The sequence below is a fragment of the Saccharothrix texasensis genome, assembly GCF_003752005.1.
GTDB lineage: Bacteria > Actinomycetota > Actinomycetes > Mycobacteriales > Pseudonocardiaceae > Actinosynnema > Actinosynnema texasense.
On record NZ_RJKM01000001.1, the window covers coordinates 6,139,892 to 6,156,276 of the forward strand.

15 protein-coding genes are annotated in these 16,385 nt (G+C 73.4%); 10 read left to right on the plus strand and 5 right to left on the minus strand.

Going from position 1 to position 16,385, the window contains the following annotated elements:
* Positions 1-60: 60 nt before the first annotated feature.
* The 3 genes from EDD40_RS27190 to EDD40_RS27200 all read left to right on the plus strand — a co-directional run bounded on the left by EDD40_RS27190 (position 61) and on the right by EDD40_RS27200 (position 2,397).
* Positions 61-444: a MerR family transcriptional regulator gene (locus EDD40_RS27190; RefSeq protein WP_123748306.1), complete on the plus strand. Its 384-nt coding sequence runs from the start codon at positions 61-63 to the stop codon at positions 442-444.
* 44 nt (positions 445-488) lie between these two features.
* Positions 489-1,397 (plus strand): aldo/keto reductase, encoded by a 909-nt coding sequence (locus tag EDD40_RS27195; RefSeq protein ID WP_123748307.1) that lies wholly within the window; start codon positions 489-491, stop codon positions 1,395-1,397.
* A gap of 70 nt (positions 1,398-1,467) precedes the next feature.
* Entirely contained in the window at positions 1,468-2,397 is a 930-nt protein-coding gene (locus tag EDD40_RS27200; RefSeq protein WP_123748308.1) for an aldo/keto reductase, read from the plus strand.
* 9 nt (positions 2,398-2,406) lie between these two features.
* Here EDD40_RS27200 and EDD40_RS27205 read toward each other — a convergent pair whose 3' ends face one another.
* A complete protein-coding gene (locus tag EDD40_RS27205) occupies positions 2,407-2,847 on the minus strand; it encodes a TM2 domain-containing protein (RefSeq protein WP_148088929.1) in 441 nt (146 codons plus the stop codon).
* A gap of 95 nt (positions 2,848-2,942) precedes the next feature.
* A complete protein-coding gene (locus EDD40_RS27210) occupies positions 2,943-3,392 on the minus strand; it encodes a flavodoxin family protein (protein ID WP_123748309.1) in 450 nt (149 codons plus the stop codon).
* A gap of 204 nt (positions 3,393-3,596) precedes the next feature.
* Between EDD40_RS27210 and EDD40_RS27215 the strand changes: the two genes are divergently transcribed.
* Complete coding sequence (locus EDD40_RS27215; RefSeq protein ID WP_123745443.1) at positions 3,597-3,929, plus strand: hypothetical protein; 333 nt, start codon at positions 3,597-3,599, stop codon at positions 3,927-3,929.
* A gap of 4 nt (positions 3,930-3,933) precedes the next feature.
* Here the strand turns inward: EDD40_RS27215 and EDD40_RS27220 are convergent, their stop codons facing one another.
* The 3 genes from EDD40_RS27220 to EDD40_RS27230 all read right to left on the minus strand — a co-directional run bounded on the left by EDD40_RS27220 (position 3,934) and on the right by EDD40_RS27230 (position 8,148).
* Complete coding sequence (locus EDD40_RS27220) at positions 3,934-5,550, minus strand: phospho-sugar mutase (protein WP_123745444.1); 1,617 nt, start codon at positions 5,548-5,550, stop codon at positions 3,934-3,936.
* Positions 5,547-6,359 (minus strand): purine-nucleoside phosphorylase, encoded by an 813-nt coding sequence (locus EDD40_RS27225; RefSeq protein WP_201437585.1) that lies wholly within the window; start codon positions 6,357-6,359, stop codon positions 5,547-5,549. The genes EDD40_RS27220 and EDD40_RS27225 overlap by 4 nt, the downstream gene beginning before the upstream one ends.
* Positions 6,360-6,477: 118 nt before the next feature.
* Positions 6,478-8,148 carry a serine/threonine-protein kinase gene (locus EDD40_RS27230; protein ID WP_170185212.1) on the minus strand — a complete coding sequence of 557 codons (1,671 nt, stop codon included), beginning with the start codon at positions 8,146-8,148 and terminating at the stop codon, positions 6,478-6,480.
* A gap of 99 nt (positions 8,149-8,247) precedes the next feature.
* On the opposite strand from EDD40_RS27230, the gene EDD40_RS27235 reads away from it, so the two are divergent.
* From EDD40_RS27235 to EDD40_RS27260, 6 genes are all read left to right on the plus strand, one after another.
* A complete protein-coding gene (locus EDD40_RS27235; RefSeq protein WP_425471262.1) occupies positions 8,248-10,152 on the plus strand; it encodes a methylmalonyl-CoA mutase family protein in 1,905 nt (634 codons plus the stop codon).
* On the plus strand, positions 10,149-12,344 hold the full coding sequence (scpA, locus tag EDD40_RS27240; protein ID WP_123745446.1) for a methylmalonyl-CoA mutase: 2,196 nt from the start codon (positions 10,149-10,151) through the stop codon (positions 12,342-12,344). Before EDD40_RS27235 ends, scpA begins: the two co-directional genes overlap by 4 nt.
* Positions 12,337-13,326, plus strand: coding sequence for a methylmalonyl Co-A mutase-associated GTPase MeaB (gene meaB, locus EDD40_RS27245; RefSeq protein WP_123745447.1), 990 nt, complete (start codon positions 12,337-12,339; stop codon positions 13,324-13,326). Before scpA ends, meaB begins: the two co-directional genes overlap by 8 nt.
* A gap of 114 nt (positions 13,327-13,440) precedes the next feature.
* Complete coding sequence (locus EDD40_RS27250) at positions 13,441-13,764, plus strand: superantigen-like protein SSL4 (protein ID WP_148088930.1); 324 nt, start codon at positions 13,441-13,443, stop codon at positions 13,762-13,764.
* Positions 13,765-13,957: 193 nt separating this feature from the next.
* Complete coding sequence (locus EDD40_RS27255) at positions 13,958-15,124, plus strand: M20 family metallopeptidase (protein WP_123745449.1); 1,167 nt, start codon at positions 13,958-13,960, stop codon at positions 15,122-15,124.
* A complete protein-coding gene (locus EDD40_RS27260) occupies positions 15,121-16,383 on the plus strand; it encodes a M20 family metallopeptidase (RefSeq protein ID WP_123745450.1) in 1,263 nt (420 codons plus the stop codon). The genes EDD40_RS27255 and EDD40_RS27260 overlap by 4 nt, the downstream gene beginning before the upstream one ends.
* Positions 16,384-16,385: the final 2 nt, after the last annotated feature.

Here is a 16,385-nt window from a genome sequence, read left to right on the forward strand (position 1 = left end):
GTCGCCGGATACCCCGAACCGGGTTGACCTGGAGTGCACTCCAGCTCCTACGGTCACACCGTGACTTACTCGATCGCTCAAGCGGCCGAGCGCAGTGGGTTGTCGATCGACACCCTGCGCTACTACGAACGGATCGGCCTGGTCGACCCGCCCGCCCGGGACTCCGGCGGGCGGCGCAGCTACAGCGACGACGACCTCGGCTGGCTGGTCTTCCTGACCCGGCTGCGCACCACCGGCATGCCCATCCGGATGATGCGCGAGTACGCGCAGCTCAGGCACAGCGGCGCGGCCACCGCCGGGCGCCGCAAGCAGATGCTGTTCGAGCACCGCGCCTCGGTCCGCGCGCGCGTCGCCGAGCTCCAGTCGTGCCTGGAGGTGCTCGAGTACAAGATCACGCACTACGAGCAGATCGAGCACACGTTCATCGAGGGGATGACCGCGTGAGGTCGCTGGGCGGGCTCCGGGTCGGCGACCAGGGCCTGGGCTGCATGGGCATGAGCCAGTCCTACGGCGCCGGCGACGAGGCCGAGTCGGTCGCCACCGTCCACCGCGCGCTCGACCTCGGCGTCACGCTCCTCGACACCGCGGACGTCTACGGCGCGGGCGCGAACGAGGAGCTGGTGGGACGGGCGATCAAGGGTCGCCGGGACGAGGTCGTGCTCGCGACCAAGTTCGGGCTCGGCGACCCGGACCGCAGGCCGCGCGGTGACGCCGCCTACGTCAAGCGGGCCGTCGAGGCGTCGTTGCGCCGCCTGGGCACGGACCACGTCGACCTGTACTACCAGCACCGCGTCGACCCGGACGTGCCGATCGAGGAGACCGTCGGCGCGATGGCCGAGCTGGTCGAGCAGGGCAAGGTCCGGCACCTCGGCCTGTCCGAGGCGGGCGCCGCGACGATCCGCCGCGCGCACGCCGTGCACCCGATCAGCGCCCTGCAGAGCGAGTGGTCGCTGTGGACGCGCGACGTGGAGGCCGAGATCGCGCCGACGTGCCGCGAGCTGGGCATCGGCATCGTGCCGTTCTCGCCGCTGGGCCGCGGCTTCCTGACCGGCCGGGTCACGTCCGTCGCCGACCTGGCCGAGGACGACATGCGCCGCGGCCTGCCCCGGTTCGCCGAGGAGAACCTCGCCCGCAACACGGCCATCGTGGACGCCCTGCGCGCGCTGGCCGCCGAACGCGGCGTCACGGCCGGTCAACTGGCGCTGGCGTGGGTGCACCACCGGGGTGAGCACGTCGTCCCGATCCCGGGCACCAAGCGGGTGGGGTATCTGGAGGAGAACGTCGCCGCCGCCGACCTGGAGCTGAGCGCGGACGAGCTCCGCGCGATCGAGGCCGCCGCGCCCACCGTGGCGGGCGACCGGTACCCGCCGGAGTTCCTGGCGCTGTCGAACAAGTGAGCTGAGGAGGACGACCGTGGAGAAGCGCCGGTTGGGCGCGCTCGAGGTGAGCGCGCAGGGCTTGGGCTGCATGGGCATGAGCGACTTCTACGGCCCCGGCGACGAGGCCGAGTCCACCGCCACCATCCACCGCGCCCTGGACCTGGGCGTCACGTTCCTCGACACGGCCGACATGTACGGGCCGTTCACCAACGAGGAGCTGGTCGGCCGGGCGATCCGGGACCGCCGGGACGAGGTGGTGCTGGCGACGAAGTTCGCCGTCGTCCGCGAACCCGGGCAGCCCCGGTCGGAGTGGGGCCTGCGGGGTGACCCGGAGTACGTCAGGCAGGCCGCCGAGGCGTCGTTGCGCCGCCTGGGCACGGACCACGTCGACCTGTACTACCAGCACCGCGTCGACCCGGAGGTGCCCATCGAGGAGACCGTGGGCGCGATGGCCGAGCTGGTCGAGCAGGGCAAGGTCCGGCACCTCGGCCTGTCCGAGGCGGGCGCGGACACGATCCGGCGCGCGCACGCCGTGCACCCCGTCGCGGCCGTGCAGACCGAGTGGTCGCTGTGGTCGCGCGACATCGAGGACGAGGTCGTGCCCACGTGCCGCGAGCTGGGCATCGGCGTCGTCGCCTACTCGCCGCTGGGCCGCGGCTTCCTCACCGGCCGCTACACGTCGAAGGACGACTTCGCGGCCGGTGACTTCCGCCTCGTCGGCCAGCCCCGGTTCGCGGCGGGGAACTTCGACCGGAACCTGGCGCTGGTCGAGTCGCTGCGCGAGGTGGCGCGGGAGCACGACGTGACGGCGGCGCAGATCGCGCTGGCGTGGGTCCACCACCAGGGCGCGGTGCCGATCCCCGGCACCAAGCGGGTGAAGTACGTGGAGGAGAACGCCGCCGCCGCGGACCTGGAGCTCACCGAGGCGCAGTCGGCCCGCATCGCCGCCGCCGTGCCCGCCGGCTCGGTCGCCGGCGACCGCTACCCGACCGAGGTGCTGCCGACGCTGGGCCGGTAGCCGCCGCCGCTACCGCACCACGATGCCGTTGCGCCGGTTGAAGTCCTTCGCGCCCTGCATGGCCAGCACGATCGACACGACCACCAGCACGACCCACACCGGGAACGCGACGATCAGCCCGAGCACCGTCATGGCCAGCAGGATCAGCGGGAAGTTGACCAGCAGCAGGACCACGCCGAGCGCCGTCTGACCCGCGTAGAGGTTGCCCGCCCCGAGCCACAGCAGGGACAGCAGCACCGCGATGCCGGGGTTCTTGGCGGTGACCACACCGCCCATGTGCATCCCGTGCGGCGCCGGGTGCGCGAGCGGGTGCACGGGCGGGTGCACCGAAGGCGGGGCCTGCGTCACGGGCCACTGCGTCGCACCGCACACGGCGCAGTTGACGCTCGGCGGCTGCAAGTACGCGCCGCAGGAACCGCACATCGGCGGTGGACCGACTGGCTGGGTCATCGACTGCCTCCACATCTCGTCGCGGCAGTCTGTCGGAGGAGGGATGCCGGGCGTTACCGATCACATCGGGGTGTTATGGACCGGGCCGTCGGTGATCACGTCAACGTCGCGGCGACCGTGGCGCCCAGCTCCCGGCACCGCTCCCGGGCGTCGGCGTCCGGCGCGCCGGCGAGGCTCAGCGTCTCCGCCACCGGCCGCCACCCCAACCCGGCCGTGATGTCCCGCAACGCCTTCAGCGCGCCCTCCGCGCCCAGGTTGCCGTGCACGTAGGCCCCGAACGGCCGACCGCGCGTGGCGTCCAGGCACGGGTAGTAGATCGTGTCGAAGAAGTGCTTGAGCGCGCCGCTGATGTAGCCGATGTTGGCGGGTGTGCCGAGCAGGTAGCCGTCGGCTCCGAGCACGTCGGACGCGGTCGCCGAGAGAGCCGGCCGCCGGATGACCTCGACGTCCTCGACCTCGGGGTCGGTCGCCCCCTCCAGCACCGCCTCGAACAGCTCCTGCATGGCGGGCGACGGTGTGTGGTGCACGATCAGCAGGCGGGGCACGCGGCCCAGGTTGCCGCGATCGGCACGGCGCGGCAACCGCTCGGCGTCACCGATCACGTCCGGCGAGCCGTTCCACCTGGTCAGCGCCGTGGGCGAGTGGCCGGGTGACGGGCGCGGCAGTCGGCGTAGCAAGATCGACAAGTGGTGCGCGGAACCGGCGGGGCCGTCGCACGTCTTACAGTGGGTAGTGACCGGGAGGGAGTCATGGAAACTCGCAGCATCGCCACGATGAAGCGGAACCGGCGGATCACCTGGGGCGCGGGGGTCGGGATCGGGGTGGGGTTGATCGGCCTGCCGCTGGTCTTCATCGCCCTGTGGCCGGGGGTCGACCACAGCCCGTGGGACGTCAACACGATGATCCTCGCGACCGGCGTCGCGCTCTGCACCGCCAGCTACATCTCCGGCCGCATCTCGGTGGCCGCCGTCACGCAGCACAGGCCGCGCCCGGTGAGCCCGCCGACCAGGCGTCCTTACCTGGTGGCGGGCGGTGCGCTCGCCGTCGCCGTGCTGTGCCTGCTGATCGCCCTGGCGTCGTGACCGCTCAGTCCGCGAGCAGCTCGGACACCTGAGCCCGCAGCGCGGCCAGCCGGTCCCGGGCCCGCGCGCGGGCGGCCGGCAGGTCGTCGGACACCGGTTCCACGACCTCCAGGTACGCCTTCAGCTTCGGTTCGGTGCCGGACGGCCGCACGACCACCCGCACGCCTTCGCCGGTCAGCCGGACCACGTCGGCCCCGGGCAGCAGGTCCTCGAACGCGAAGCCCGCGGGCGGCGCGGCGCGCAACCGGGCCATCAACGCGCCGATCCGGCTCAGGTCGGTGAACCGCAGCGACACCTGGTCGGTCAGGTGCAGGCCGTGGTCGACGGCGAGCTGGTCCAGCGCGTCCAGCAGGGTGCGGCCGGACGCCTTCAGCCCGGCCGCCAGGTCGCACGCGACCACGGCCGCCGAGATGCCGTCCTTGTCGTTGACGTGCGCGGGGTCGACGCAGTTGCCCAACGCCTCCTCGTAGGCGAACACCAGGCCGTCGCCCGCGCGCACCAACCACTTGAACCCGGTCAACGTCTCCGCGTAACGCGCACCGTGCGCCCGCGCGATCGACTTCAGCAACGACGACGACACGATCGTGGTGGCCACCAACGGGTCCGGGCTCTCCACTGTGGACAGCACCAGGGAGCCGAGGAGCACGCCGGTCTCGTCGCCGCGCAGCATCCGCCACGACCCGTCCCGCTCGCGGACGCCCAGCGCGCACCGGTCGGCGTCGGGGTCCAGGGCGATGGCCAGGTCGGCGTCCTCCGCCGCCGCCAGCGCGAGCAGCCGGTCCGCCGCGCCCGGCTCCTCCGGGTTCGGGAACGCCACGGTCGGGAACTCCGGGTCGGGCACGGCCTGCTCGCGCACCACCCGCACGTCGGTGAACCCGGCCCGCCGCAACGCGTCGACCGCCGTCGCGCCGCCGACGCCGTGCATCGGCGTCAGCGCCACCCGCAGGTCGCGGTGCACGCCGCGCGGCAGCGACGCGACCCGCTCCAGGTACTCGTCCACCTCGGCGTCCGACACCGGCAGGTGGTCGTCCGACAGCGGCACCGACACGGCCGCGGGCACGCCCCGGATCGCCGCCTCGATCTCGCGGTCCTCCGGCGGCACGATCTGGCCGCCACCGGCCAGGTACAGCTTGTAGCCGTTGTCCGCGGGCGGGTTGTGCGACGCGGTGATCTGCACGCCCGCCACCGCGCCGTGCCGCTTGACCAGGAACGCCAGCACCGGCGTCGGCAACGGCCTCGGCAATACCCGCACGGTGAACCCGGCGCCCGCCAGCACACCGGCCGCCGCCGCCGCGAAGTCCTCCGACCCGTGCCGCGCGTCCCGGCCGACGAACACCGTGCCGACGTGCCCGTGCGCCTTGAGCCACGCGGCGAGGCCGGCCGTGGTGCGGACGACCACGGCCCGGTTCATCCCGTTCGGCCCGGCCCGCACGGGGCCGCGCAGCCCCGCCGTGCCGAACGTCAGCGGGCCCGCCATCCGGTCGGCCACCTCGTCGGCCGCGGCGGCGTCGCCGCCCATCGCCCGCGCCACGACGGTCTGGAGCTCCAGGCGCGTCGCCGGGTCGGGGTCGTCGGCGATCCAGCGGAACGCGGCGTCGCGCAGTGCCGGGGCGAGGGTCATGCCCGCGTCACCAGCTCCCGCAGCAGCGCGCCCATCCGGCTCGCCGCCGCCTGGCCCGCCTCCAGCACCTCTTCGTGGTTGAGCGGCTCGCCGGTGATGCCCGCGGCCAGGTTCGTCACCAGCGACAGGCCGAACACCTCCACCCCCTCCGCGCGGGCCGCGATGGCCTCCAGCACGGTGGACATGCCGACCAGGTCCGCGCCCATCGTGCGCAGCATCCGGATCTCGGCGGGCGTCTCGAAGTGCGGTCCCGGCAGGCCCGCGTAGACGCCTTCCTCCAACGACGGGTCGATCTCCCGGGCGAGGTCGCGCAGGCGAGGGGAGTAGAGGTCGGTGAGGTCCACGAACCGCGCGCCGACCAGCGGTGACGACGCGGTCAGGTTCAGGTGGTCGTTGATCAGCACCGGCTGGCCGACCGCCATGCCCTGCCGCAGCCCGCCCGCCGCGTTGGTCAGCACGACCGTGCCGACGCCCGCCGCGGCGGCCGTGCGCACGCCGTGCACGACCTTGGCCACGCCCTTGCCCTCGTACCCGTGCGTCCGGCCGAGCATGACCAGCACGTTCTTGTCGCCGACGCGCACCGACCGCACGGTGCCGCCGTGGCCGACGGCGGTGGGCGCCTCGAACCCGGGCAGCTCGCCCATGGGCACCTCGGCGGTGGGCTCGCCGATGAGGTCGGCGGCGGGGCGCCACCCCGACCCGAGGACGACGGCGATGTCGTGCCTGTCCACCCCGGTCCGCTCGGCCAACGCCTTGGCCGCGTCGGTGGCCAGGGCCTCGGGGGTGGTGTTCTCACTGATACCGGTCACGCCGCGAGCCTAATCGCCGCCTGTCCCCGTTGCCCGCAGTGCCGCGACGACCGGGACGACGGGCGGTCGGTGGTCCGCCGGGCGATCACCGCCGGGGATCGCCGCGCCCACCCGGGACCTAGTCGTTCACCCGGAACGTGGGCGCGATCGTGTCGAACAGCCGGCTGCGGCCCGTCTCCTCCTGCTCGGTCGGCACGACGACCTCGACCACCCACAGGTCGTCGCCGCGGGGCAGCACCCGCGAGTAGCGGCTGCGGCGCAGGTCGGGGCCGGGGGAGACGGTGCCGCGGGACAGCGGGGTGGCCCGCTCCACGGTCCGGTAGCTGTACTGGACGGCCGCCTCCTTCCCACCCGGCGGCAGGGGGTCGGTCGGTTCCCGGGTCTCGCCGAAGTACTGGTCCTCCGCCCACCTCGACCGCACCAGCCGCAGGTAGTCGTCGATCACGTTGCGCTCGTAGTAGTCCGGGAACCGCTGCACGGTCACCTCGTACCACCCGTTCGGCGAGACCAGGTGCACCGCCGTGCTCGGGCCGAGCCCGTTGTTCGTCCGCTGCTCCAGGAAGCTGGTCCAGTCCGGCCCCACCTCGATGGTGAACTCCGCGCCCTGCTCGCCCTTCGCCGCCGCGGCCGACGCCGTGGTCGGCAGCAACGACGGCGTCTCGGTGACCGCGGGCGGTGACGTGGCCTCCACGGGCGGCGGCGGCAGCAGCGGCGCGCCGGCGACCGTCCTGGTCAGGGCGAAGCCGGACGCGCTGCCGATCGCGAACAGCACCGCCGCCGACAACGCCACCAGCGCCGACAACCCCGGCCGGCGGGTCAGCTCGCGCGTCGGGGCGTGCGCCACCGCGAACGGCAGCGGACCGGGGTCGGCGGCCAGCGGCGTCTCCGGCGGCACCGGCGCCTTGACCGGCGCCGGCCGCACCACCTCCACCACCGGGCGGGTGGCCGCCGTCGCCGGGAACACGTCCGTGCCCGGTTCGGGCAGCAGCGGCCGGACCAGCCGCCGCACCTCGGCCAACGCCGTCCGCTCGTCCGGCGCCTTCACCATCAGCCCCGCGACCACCGCCTCCAGCGCGCCGCAGGCCGACGCCGACGGCACGTCGCCGTGCACCACCTGGTTGATCGTCTGCAGCACGTTCGCGCCCTCGTACGGCTGCTGCCCGGTCATCGCGGCGAACAGCGTCGCGCCCAACGACCACTGGTCCGCGGCGAACGACACCGCCGCGCCCGCCGCCACCTCCGGCGCGATGAACGCGGGCGTGCCCAACGTGATCCCGCGGCTGGTCAGGGTGGCCTCGGCGACGTTGCGGGCGATGCCGAAGTCGGTCAGCTTCACCCGGCCGTCGTCGGCGACCAGCACGTTGCCCGGCTTCACGTCGCGGTGCGTGATCCCGGCCCGGTGCGCGGCCTCCAGCGCGGCGGCCACCGCGTCCGCCACCACCGCGCCCTGCACGTCGGTCAGCGGACCGCGCTGCCGCACGACCTCCGCCAGCGACGACGACGGCACCAGCTCCATCACCACGTACGGGTCGCCGTCGACCTGCACCACGTCGTACAACGTCACCAGGTTGGGGTGGGCGAGGGCCGCCGCGGACCGGGCTTCGCGCAGCGTGCGTTCCCGAAGGACTTCGTCCTCGTCGTCCGGGCCGCCCGCCGGGCGCAGGATCTCCTTGACCGCGACGTCCCGCCGCAGCACCTCGTCGTGCGCGGCCCAGACGGTGCCCATCGAGCCACGCCCCAGGACGTGCCGCAGGCGGTAGCGGCCGGCGATCAGTCGCTCGGATTCCACTGGGCCATCATTCACCAGCGTGGAAGACTGGCGTCTGCATCGTTCACGGCGGTGAACCTCACATAGCCGTCGCACTACTGGTGAGTAACACTGCGGAGCATGATGGAGCCGTCAGGCGAGTTGGCGTTGGCCGCCGAATTCACCAGCCCTGACCGCGAGCAGTGGCTGGACCTGGTCCGAGGGGTGCTGCGCAAGTCCGGCGCCGACTTCGGGTCGCTGGTCACCACCACCTACGACGGCATCGCCGTGCAGCCGCTCTACACCGCCGCCGACCGGGCGCCGGACCCCGGTTTCCCCGGCCTGGCCCCGTTCACCCGGGGCGGTCGGCCGCAGGGCCCGGTCGAGGGCTGGGACGTGCGCCAGCAGCACCGGGCGCCCGACCGCGAGGCGGTGGCGGCCGACCTGGAGAACGGCGTCACGTCGCTGTGGCTCAAGGGGCTCGACCCGTCGACCTACGACGACGTGCTGGCCGACGTCTACCTGGACCTCGCGCCGGTGGTCGTGGACGCGGGCCCGGACTTCCTCGAAGCCGGGCGGGCCGTGCTGCGGGTCTGGGAGGGGCGGCCGGTGCTCGCCGACGAGGTGCGGGGCAACGTCGGCGCGGACCCGCTGGGCGTCCGGGCCCGCACCGGGCAGCCGGCCGACTTCGCCGCCGTGACCGACCTGCTCGACCGGACCCGCCGGTTCCCCGGGCTGCGGCTGCTCGTGGTGGACGGCCTGCCGTTCCACGAGGCCGGTGGCTCGGACGCGCAGGAGCTGGGCGCGTCCCTCGCCGCCGGGGTGGCGTACCTGCGGCACCTGACCGAGGCCGGGCTGGACGTCGCCGAAGCGGCGCGGCTGCTGGAGTTCCGGTACGCGGCGACCGCCGACCAGTTCCTCACCATCGCCAAGTTCCGGGCCGCCCGGCGGCTCTGGGCCCGGGTCACCGAGGTCGCCGGCGCGCCGAGCCCGCAGCTCCAGCACGCCGTCACCTCGCCCGCGATGATGACCCGCCGCGACCCGTGGGTGAACATGCTGCGCACCACCGTGGCCTGCTTCGGCGCGGGCCTGGGCGGCGCGGACGCGGTGACCGTGCTGCCGTTCGACCACGCGATCGGCCTGTCCGACGACTTCGCCCGCCGCATCGCCCGCAACACGCAGTCGCTGCTGCTGGAGGAGTCGAAGCTGGCCGGCGTGATCGACCCGGCGGGCGGCTCCTGGTACGTGGAGCGGCTCACCGACGACCTCGCGCGCGCCGCGTGGGCCTGGTTCCGCGAGATCGAGGCCGCCGGCGGCCTGCCCGCCGCGTTCGACCTGGTCGCCGACCGGATCGCGGCCACCTGGGAGCGCCGCCGGGCGAACCTGGCCGACCGGACCGACGCGCTGACCGGCGTCAGCGAGTTCCCGAACCTGGCCGAGCAGCCGGTGATCCGCCCGCCCGCCCCCGCGGAACCGGGCGACCGGCGCGCCCCGCAGGAGTCCCCGGCAGGACGTGCTTCGCAGGAGTCCCCGCCAGGGGGTCCCCTGGATTCATCCTCCCAGAGGGGTCCGACAGTTCCGGGGCCCGAGCACCGGCCGCTGCCGCGCATCCGCTACGCCCAGGACTTCGAGGCGCTGCGCGACGCGGCCGACGCGAGCCCCGAACGCCCGAAGGTCTTCCTCGCCACCCTCGGCCCGGTCGCCGCGCACACCGCGCGGGCCACGTTCGCGGCGAACCTGTTCCAGGCGGGCGGCATCGAAACGCCGAACGCCGGCCCCACCGAGACGGTGCGGGACGTGGTCGCCAGGTTCCGCGAGAGCGGCGCCCGGGTCGCGTGCCTGTGCGGCAGCGACGCCGGCTACGCCGAACTGGCCGCGCCGGTGGCGCGCGCGCTGCGCGAAGCGGGCGCGGAGCGGATCCTGCTGGCCGGGAAGGCCTCCGCGTCCTCCGACGCGGGCGCGGAAGTCGACGAGCACGTCTTCACCGGCTGCCCGGCGCTGGACGTGCTCGAGCGCACGTTCGAATCCCTTGGAGTCCAGCGATGATCCCGAACTTCGCCGACGTCGAGCTGGGCGAGCCCGCCACCACCGCCGACGCCGCGCGGTGGCACGCCGCGCTCCAGGAGGCGACGGGCAAGGGCGCGGACGCGTTGGCGTGGGAGACCCCCGAGGGCATCGGCGTCAAACCCGTCTACACGGCCGCCGACACCGAGGGCCTCGACTTCCTCGAGACCTACCCGGGCATCGCGCCGTTCCTGCGCGGCCCCTACCCGACGATGTACGTCAACCAGCCGTGGACCATCCGGCAGTACGCCGGGTTCTCCACCGCCGAGGAGTCCAACGCCTTCTACCGCCGCAACCTCGCGGCCGGCCAGAAGGGGCTCTCCGTCGCGTTCGACCTGGCCACCCACCGCGGCTACGACTCCGACCACCCCCGCGTGGCGGGCGACGTCGGCATGGCGGGCGTGGCCATCGACTCGATCTACGACATGCGGCAGCTGTTCGACGGCATCCCGCTGGACCGGATGAGCGTGTCGATGACCATGAACGGCGCGGTGCTGCCGATCCTGGCGCTGTACGTCGTCGCCGCCGAGGAGCAGGGGGTGGCGCCCGAGCAGCTCGCCGGGACCATCCAGAACGACATCCTCAAGGAGTTCATGGTCCGCAACACCTACATCTACCCGCCGAAGCCGTCCATGCGGATCATCTCGGACATCTTCGCGTTCACCTCGCGGCGGATGCCGAAGTTCAACTCGATCTCCATCTCCGGCTACCACATGCAGGAAGCCGGCGCGACGGCCGACCTGGAGCTGGCCTACACGCTCGCGGACGGCGTGGAGTACCTGCGGGCGGGCCGCGACGCGGGGCTGGACATCGACGCGTTCGCGCCCCGGCTGTCGTTCTTCTGGGCGGTCGGCATGAACTTCTTCATGGAAGTCGCCAAGATGCGCGCCGCCCGGCTGCTGTGGGCGAAGCTCGTGAAGGGCTTCGACCCCAAGTCGCCGAAGTCGCTGTCGCTGCGCACGCACTGCCAGACGTCCGGCTGGTCGCTCACCGCGCAGGACGTGTTCAACAACGTCGCCCGCACGTGCGTCGAGGCGATGGCCGCCACCCAGGGGCACACGCAGTCGTTGCACACCAACGCGCTGGACGAGGCGCTGGCCCTGCCCACGGACTTCTCCGCGCGCATCGCCCGCAACACCCAGCTGCTGCTCCAGCAGGAGTCCGGCACGACGCGGGTGATCGACCCGTGGGGCGGCAGCGCGTTCGTGGAACGCCTCACGCACGACCTGGCGCGCCGCGCGTGGTCGCACATCACCGAGGTCGAGGCCGCGGGCGGGATGGCGCAGGCCATCGACGCGGGCATCCCCAAGCTGCGCATCGAGGAGGCCGCCGCGCGCACCCAGGCGCGCATCGACTCCGGCCGGCAGCCGGTGATCGGCGTCAACAAGTACCAGGTCGAGTTCGACGAGAAGATCGACGTGCTCAAGGTCGACAACGCCGGGGTGCGCGCCCAGCAGCTGGCGAAGCTGGCCCGGTTGCGCGCAGAGCGCGACCAGTCCGGTGTGGACTCCGCGCTGACCGCGCTGACCGACGCGGCGGGCTCGGACGGCAACCTGCTGGAGCTGGCCATCGCCGCGGCCCGCGCCAAGGCCACCGTCGGCGAGATCTCCGAGGCGCTGGGCAAGGTGTGGGGCAGGCACTCCGCGCAGATCCGCACCATCACCGGGGTGTACCGGGAGGAGGCCGGCTCGGTGTCCGACGTAGAGGCGACGCGCGAGGTGGTGGAGGCGTTCGCCGAGGCCGAGGGCCGCCGGCCGCGCATCCTGGTCGCCAAGATGGGCCAGGACGGGCACGACCGCGGCCAGAAGGTGATCGCGACCGCGTTCGCCGACCTCGGCTTCGACGTGGACGTCGGCCCGCTGTTCCAGACCCCGGAGGAGGTCGCGCGCCAGGCCGTCGAGGCCGACGTGCACATCGTCGGGGTGTCGTCGCTGGCCGCCGGGCACCTCACGCTGGTGCCCGCGCTGCGCTCGGCGCTGGCGGAACTGGACCGCGAGGACATCATGATCGTGGTCGGCGGCGTGATCCCGCCCCAGGACTTCGACGCGCTGCGCGAGGCGGGCGCGTCGGCGATCTTCCCGCCCGGCACGGTCATCGCCGACGCGGCGGGCGACCTGCTGCGCAGGCTCGCCGAGCAGCTGGGCCACGACGACCTGCCGGGACGAGATGGCTAGGCCGGTCGACGTCGGCGCGTACGCCAAGGGCGTGCTCGCCGGCAACCGCGGCACGCTGGCGCGGGCCATCACGCTGGTCGAGTCGACCCGCCCGGACCACCGCGCGTCGGCGCAGGAGCTGCTGGTCGAACTGCTCCCGCACTCGGGCCGCGCGCACCGCGTCGGCATCACCGGCGTGCCCGGCGTGGGCAAGTCGACGTTCATCGACGCGTTCGGGTCGATGCTGACCGCCCGGGGCCACCGGGTGGCGGTGCTGGCGGTCGACCCGTCGTCCACCCGCACCGGCGGCTCGATCCTCGGCGACAAGACCCGGATGGCGCGGCTCGCGGTCGACGAGGCGGCGTTCATCCGGCCGTCGCCGACCTCCGGCACGCTCGGCGGCGTGGCCAAGGCGACCCGCGAGTCGATCGTGCTGGTCGAAGCCGCGGGCTACGACGTGGTGCTCGTCGAAACGGTCGGCGTGGGCCAGTCCGAGGTCGCCGTGGCCGACATGACCGACTGCTCGCTGCTGCTCACCCTCGCCCGCACCGGCGACCAGCTCCAGGGCATCAAGAAGGGCGTGCTGGAGCTGGCCGACGTGATCGCGGTGAACAAGGCCGACGGCCCGCACGAGCCGGACGCCCGCAAGGCCGCCCGCGAGCTGGCCGGCGCGCTGCGGCTGCTGCGCCCGCCGGACGCGCCGTGGCACCCGCCCGTGCTCACGTGCAGCGGGCTGGACGGCTCCGGGCTCGACACCGTGTGGGAGCAGGTCACCCGGCACCGGGACACCCTGGAGGAGGACGGCGGGCTGGCCGAGCGGCGCCGCCGCCAGCAGGTCGACTGGACCTGGGCCATGGTGCACGACCAGCTGCTCACGAGCCTGCGCGCGGCGCCCGGCGTGCGCTCGGTCGTGCCCGAGGTGGAACGGCAGGTGCGCGCCGGCGAGCTGACCGCCACGCTGGCCGCCGAACGGATCCTGGCCGCGTTCCGCGCGCAGGCATGAGGGCCCGGAGCAGGGACGGAACGAGTTCTTTCGCTCACCGCACGTGAACGAATGCCGGTTTGGATGACCACCGACAGTGGTAACCACGAAAGGCGGTGGCTAGGCTTGGCGTTCATGTGGCGATCTGTGCTCGCGGTGTGCCTGTTCGTGCTGACCGGTGTCCTCACCGTGTCGGGCACAGGCGTAGCCGCGACGACAGCGCCCCACTTCGCGGCCCAGCCGACGCAGACCCTCGAGCCCGGTGCCACCGTCCAGCCGGAGGGCACCGTGCCGCCCGGCCCGGACCTCGACGCGCCCCAGGAGCAGCAGCCCGCCTCGGGCGACGAGACCCGGCGGAAGCTGTGGATCGGCGGTATCGCGGTGCTGCTGTTCGCCCTCGTGTACTGGCGCAACAAGAAGCGGTGGTCGAAGTGGAAGGCCGGGCGCAAGTCCGGGTGATTCCCAGCCAGTGGGAACACTGAGGCGGCATGTGGTCGCCTCTTAGCATGGCCTGCGTGAGCGCGCACGGCCGCGCGGACGTGATCGGTCTGACCGAAAATCGCGCACCGCTCGGCGCATCGCCGCGACCGGTTGCCGGTTGATCAACCAGGGGTGCGACGTGCCCGCCGGACCGTGATGCAGGATGGACGCAATGGGTACCGACATCAAGATGAGCACACGCTCCGCCGTCGAGCGGTACTCGGATGCGCTGGTGGGCCTCTCCCGCAGCATCCACGCGGAGCCCGAGCCGGCGTTCGCCGAGCACCGCAGCGCGGCCAAGGTCGCCGACCTGCTGGCCGCCGAGGGCTTCGAGGTGGACCGCGGCGTCGCGGACCTGGAGACGGCGTTCACCGCCTCGTTCGGCACCGGCGAGCTGGTGCTGGGGCTGTGCGCGGAGTACGACGCGCTGCCCGAGATCGGCCACGCGTGCGGGCACAACGTCATCGCCGCCGCGTCGACCGGGGCGGCGCTCGCGCTGCGCGACCTGGCCGACGAGCTGGGCCTCACCATCCGGGTGATCGGCACCCCCGCCGAGGAGGTCGGCGGCGGCAAGGTGCTGATGCTCGAACGCGGGGTATTCGACGACGTGGCGTTCTCGATGATGGTGCACCCGGCCCCCTACGAGGCCGTGGCCGCGCGTTCGCTCGCGATCACCGACGTCGAGGTGCACTACACCGGCAAGCCGTCGCACGCCGCCGCCGCGCCCCACCTGGGGGTGAACGCCGCCGACGCGATCACGGTCGCCCAGGTCGCCATCGGGCTCGCCCGCCAGCACCTGGAGCCGGGCCAGATGGTCAGCGGCATCGTCACCCGCGGCGGCACCGTGCCCAACATCGTGCCCGCGCGCACGTCGGCGATGTTCGACCTGCGCGCCGACGACCTCGACTCGCTGCGCCGGCTGGAGGAGCGGATGAACCGCTGCTTCGAGGCCGGCGCCGTCGCCACCGGCTGCACCCACGAGGTCGTGAAGGTCTCCCCGGTGTACGCCGAGCTGACCCCGGACCCGTGGCTCGCGGACGCCTACCGGCGTGCCGCGATCGAGCTGGGCAGGCATCCGTTGAGCCCCGAGGAGGAGCTCAAGGAGAAGATCGGCAGCACCGACATGGGCAACATCACCCGTGCGCTGCCGGCCATCCACCCGACCATCGCCATCGACTGCGGAGACGCGGTGAACCACCAAATCGAGTTCGCGACCGCCTGTGCGTCGGCCTCGGCCGACCGAGCTGTGCTCGACGGGGCGCTCGCACTCGCCTGGACCTCTATTTCCGCTGCCACCGACGGTGCGCAGCGCTCTCGACTGCTGGCGGGTGTGGCATGACGGTCCTGGACTCGCGTCTACCGGAGGAGGGTGCCGAGGTGCTGTTGACCGATCGTGGGGTCAGCATTGCCCCTGTGGATGATCCCGGTGAGGGTCGCGGACCCTCGTGGCTGGACGACTGGCTCGCGGCGAACGCCTCCGAGGTCGTCGCCTGGCGCCGGCACATCCACGCGCACCCGGAGCTCTCCCGGCACGAGTACGCCACCACCGAGCTGATCGCCGACGTGCTGCGCTCGGCGGGCCTCAAACCGCGCGTCCTGCCCGGCGGGACCGGCCTGGTCTGCGACGTCGGCTCCGGGCCGCGCTGCGTGGCGCTGCGCGCGGACATCGACGCGCTGCCGCTGCCGGAGAACACCGGCGTGCCCTACTCGTCCACAGTGGACGGCGTGGCGCACGCCTGCGGGCACGACGCGCACACCACCGTGCTGCTGGGCGCGGCGCTGGCACTGGCCTCGGCCACCGAGCTGCCCGGACGGGTCCGGCTGGTGTTCCAGCCCGCCGAGGAGGTCATGCCGGGCGGTGCGCTGGACGTGCTGGCGGCGGGCGGCCTCGACGGCGTGGAGCGCATCTTCGGCCTGCACTGCGACCCGCGGCTGGAGGTCGGCCGCATCGGCACCCGGATCGGCGCGATCACGTCGGCCAGCGACATGCTGGAGCTGCGCCTCACCTCGCCCGGCGGCCACACGTCCCGGCCGCACCTGACGGCGGACCTCGTGCACGCGCTCGGCACCGTGATCACGGGCCTGCCGGGCCTGCTGTCACGGCGCGTCGACCCCCGTTCGGGCACCGTCCTCGTGTGGGGCGCGGTGCACGCGGGGGAGGCCCCGAACGCCGTGCCGCAGGACGGCGTGCTGCGCGGCACGCTGCGCACCGGCGACCGCGACATCTGGGCCGAGCTGGAGCCGTTGATCAAGGAACTGGTCGGCGCCCTGCTGGCCCCGACCGGCGTCGGCTTCGACCTGCACCACCGGCGCGGCGTCCCACCGGTCGTCAACGACCGCGAGAGCACGATGCTGCTGCGCGCGGGCGTCGAGGCGGCGCTGGGCGAGGACGCGCTGGCCGGCACGGAGCAGTCCTCCGGCGGCGAGGACTTCGGCTGGTACCTGGAACACGTGCCGGGCTCGTTCGCGCGCCTGGGCGTCTGGGACGGCGTCGGCAAGCAGAAGGACCTCCACCAGCCCGGCTTCGACCTGGACGAACGCGCCCTGCTGGTCGGCGTGCGCGTCATGGTCCACGCCGCCCTGGCCGCCCTGGCCTGACC

Coding starts and splice junctions, on each gene's coding strand:
- EDD40_RS27195 (WP_123748307.1), top strand. CDS start 489: ATGGGCATGAGCCAGTCCTACGGCGCCGGCGACGAGGCCGAGTCGGTC.
- EDD40_RS27200 (WP_123748308.1), top strand. CDS start 1,468: ATGGGCATGAGCGACTTCTACGGCCCCGGCGACGAGGCCGAGTCCACC.
- EDD40_RS27205 (WP_148088929.1), bottom strand. CDS start 2,847: ATGACCCAGCCAGTCGGTCCACCGCCGATGTGCGGTTCCTGCGGCGCG.
- EDD40_RS27215 (WP_123745443.1), top strand. CDS start 3,597: ATGGAAACTCGCAGCATCGCCACGATGAAGCGGAACCGGCGGATCACC.
- EDD40_RS27220 (WP_123745444.1), bottom strand. CDS start 5,550: ATGACCCTCGCCCCGGCACTGCGCGACGCCGCGTTCCGCTGGATCGCC.
- EDD40_RS27235 (WP_425471262.1), top strand. CDS start 8,248: ATGATGGAGCCGTCAGGCGAGTTGGCGTTGGCCGCCGAATTCACCAGC.
- scpA (WP_123745446.1), top strand. CDS start 10,149: ATGATCCCGAACTTCGCCGACGTCGAGCTGGGCGAGCCCGCCACCACC.
- meaB (WP_123745447.1), top strand. CDS start 12,337: ATGGCTAGGCCGGTCGACGTCGGCGCGTACGCCAAGGGCGTGCTCGCC.
- EDD40_RS27250 (WP_148088930.1), top strand. CDS start 13,441: ATGTGGCGATCTGTGCTCGCGGTGTGCCTGTTCGTGCTGACCGGTGTC.
- EDD40_RS27255 (WP_123745449.1), top strand. CDS start 13,958: ATGGGTACCGACATCAAGATGAGCACACGCTCCGCCGTCGAGCGGTAC.
- EDD40_RS27260 (WP_123745450.1), top strand. CDS start 15,121: ATGACGGTCCTGGACTCGCGTCTACCGGAGGAGGGTGCCGAGGTGCTG.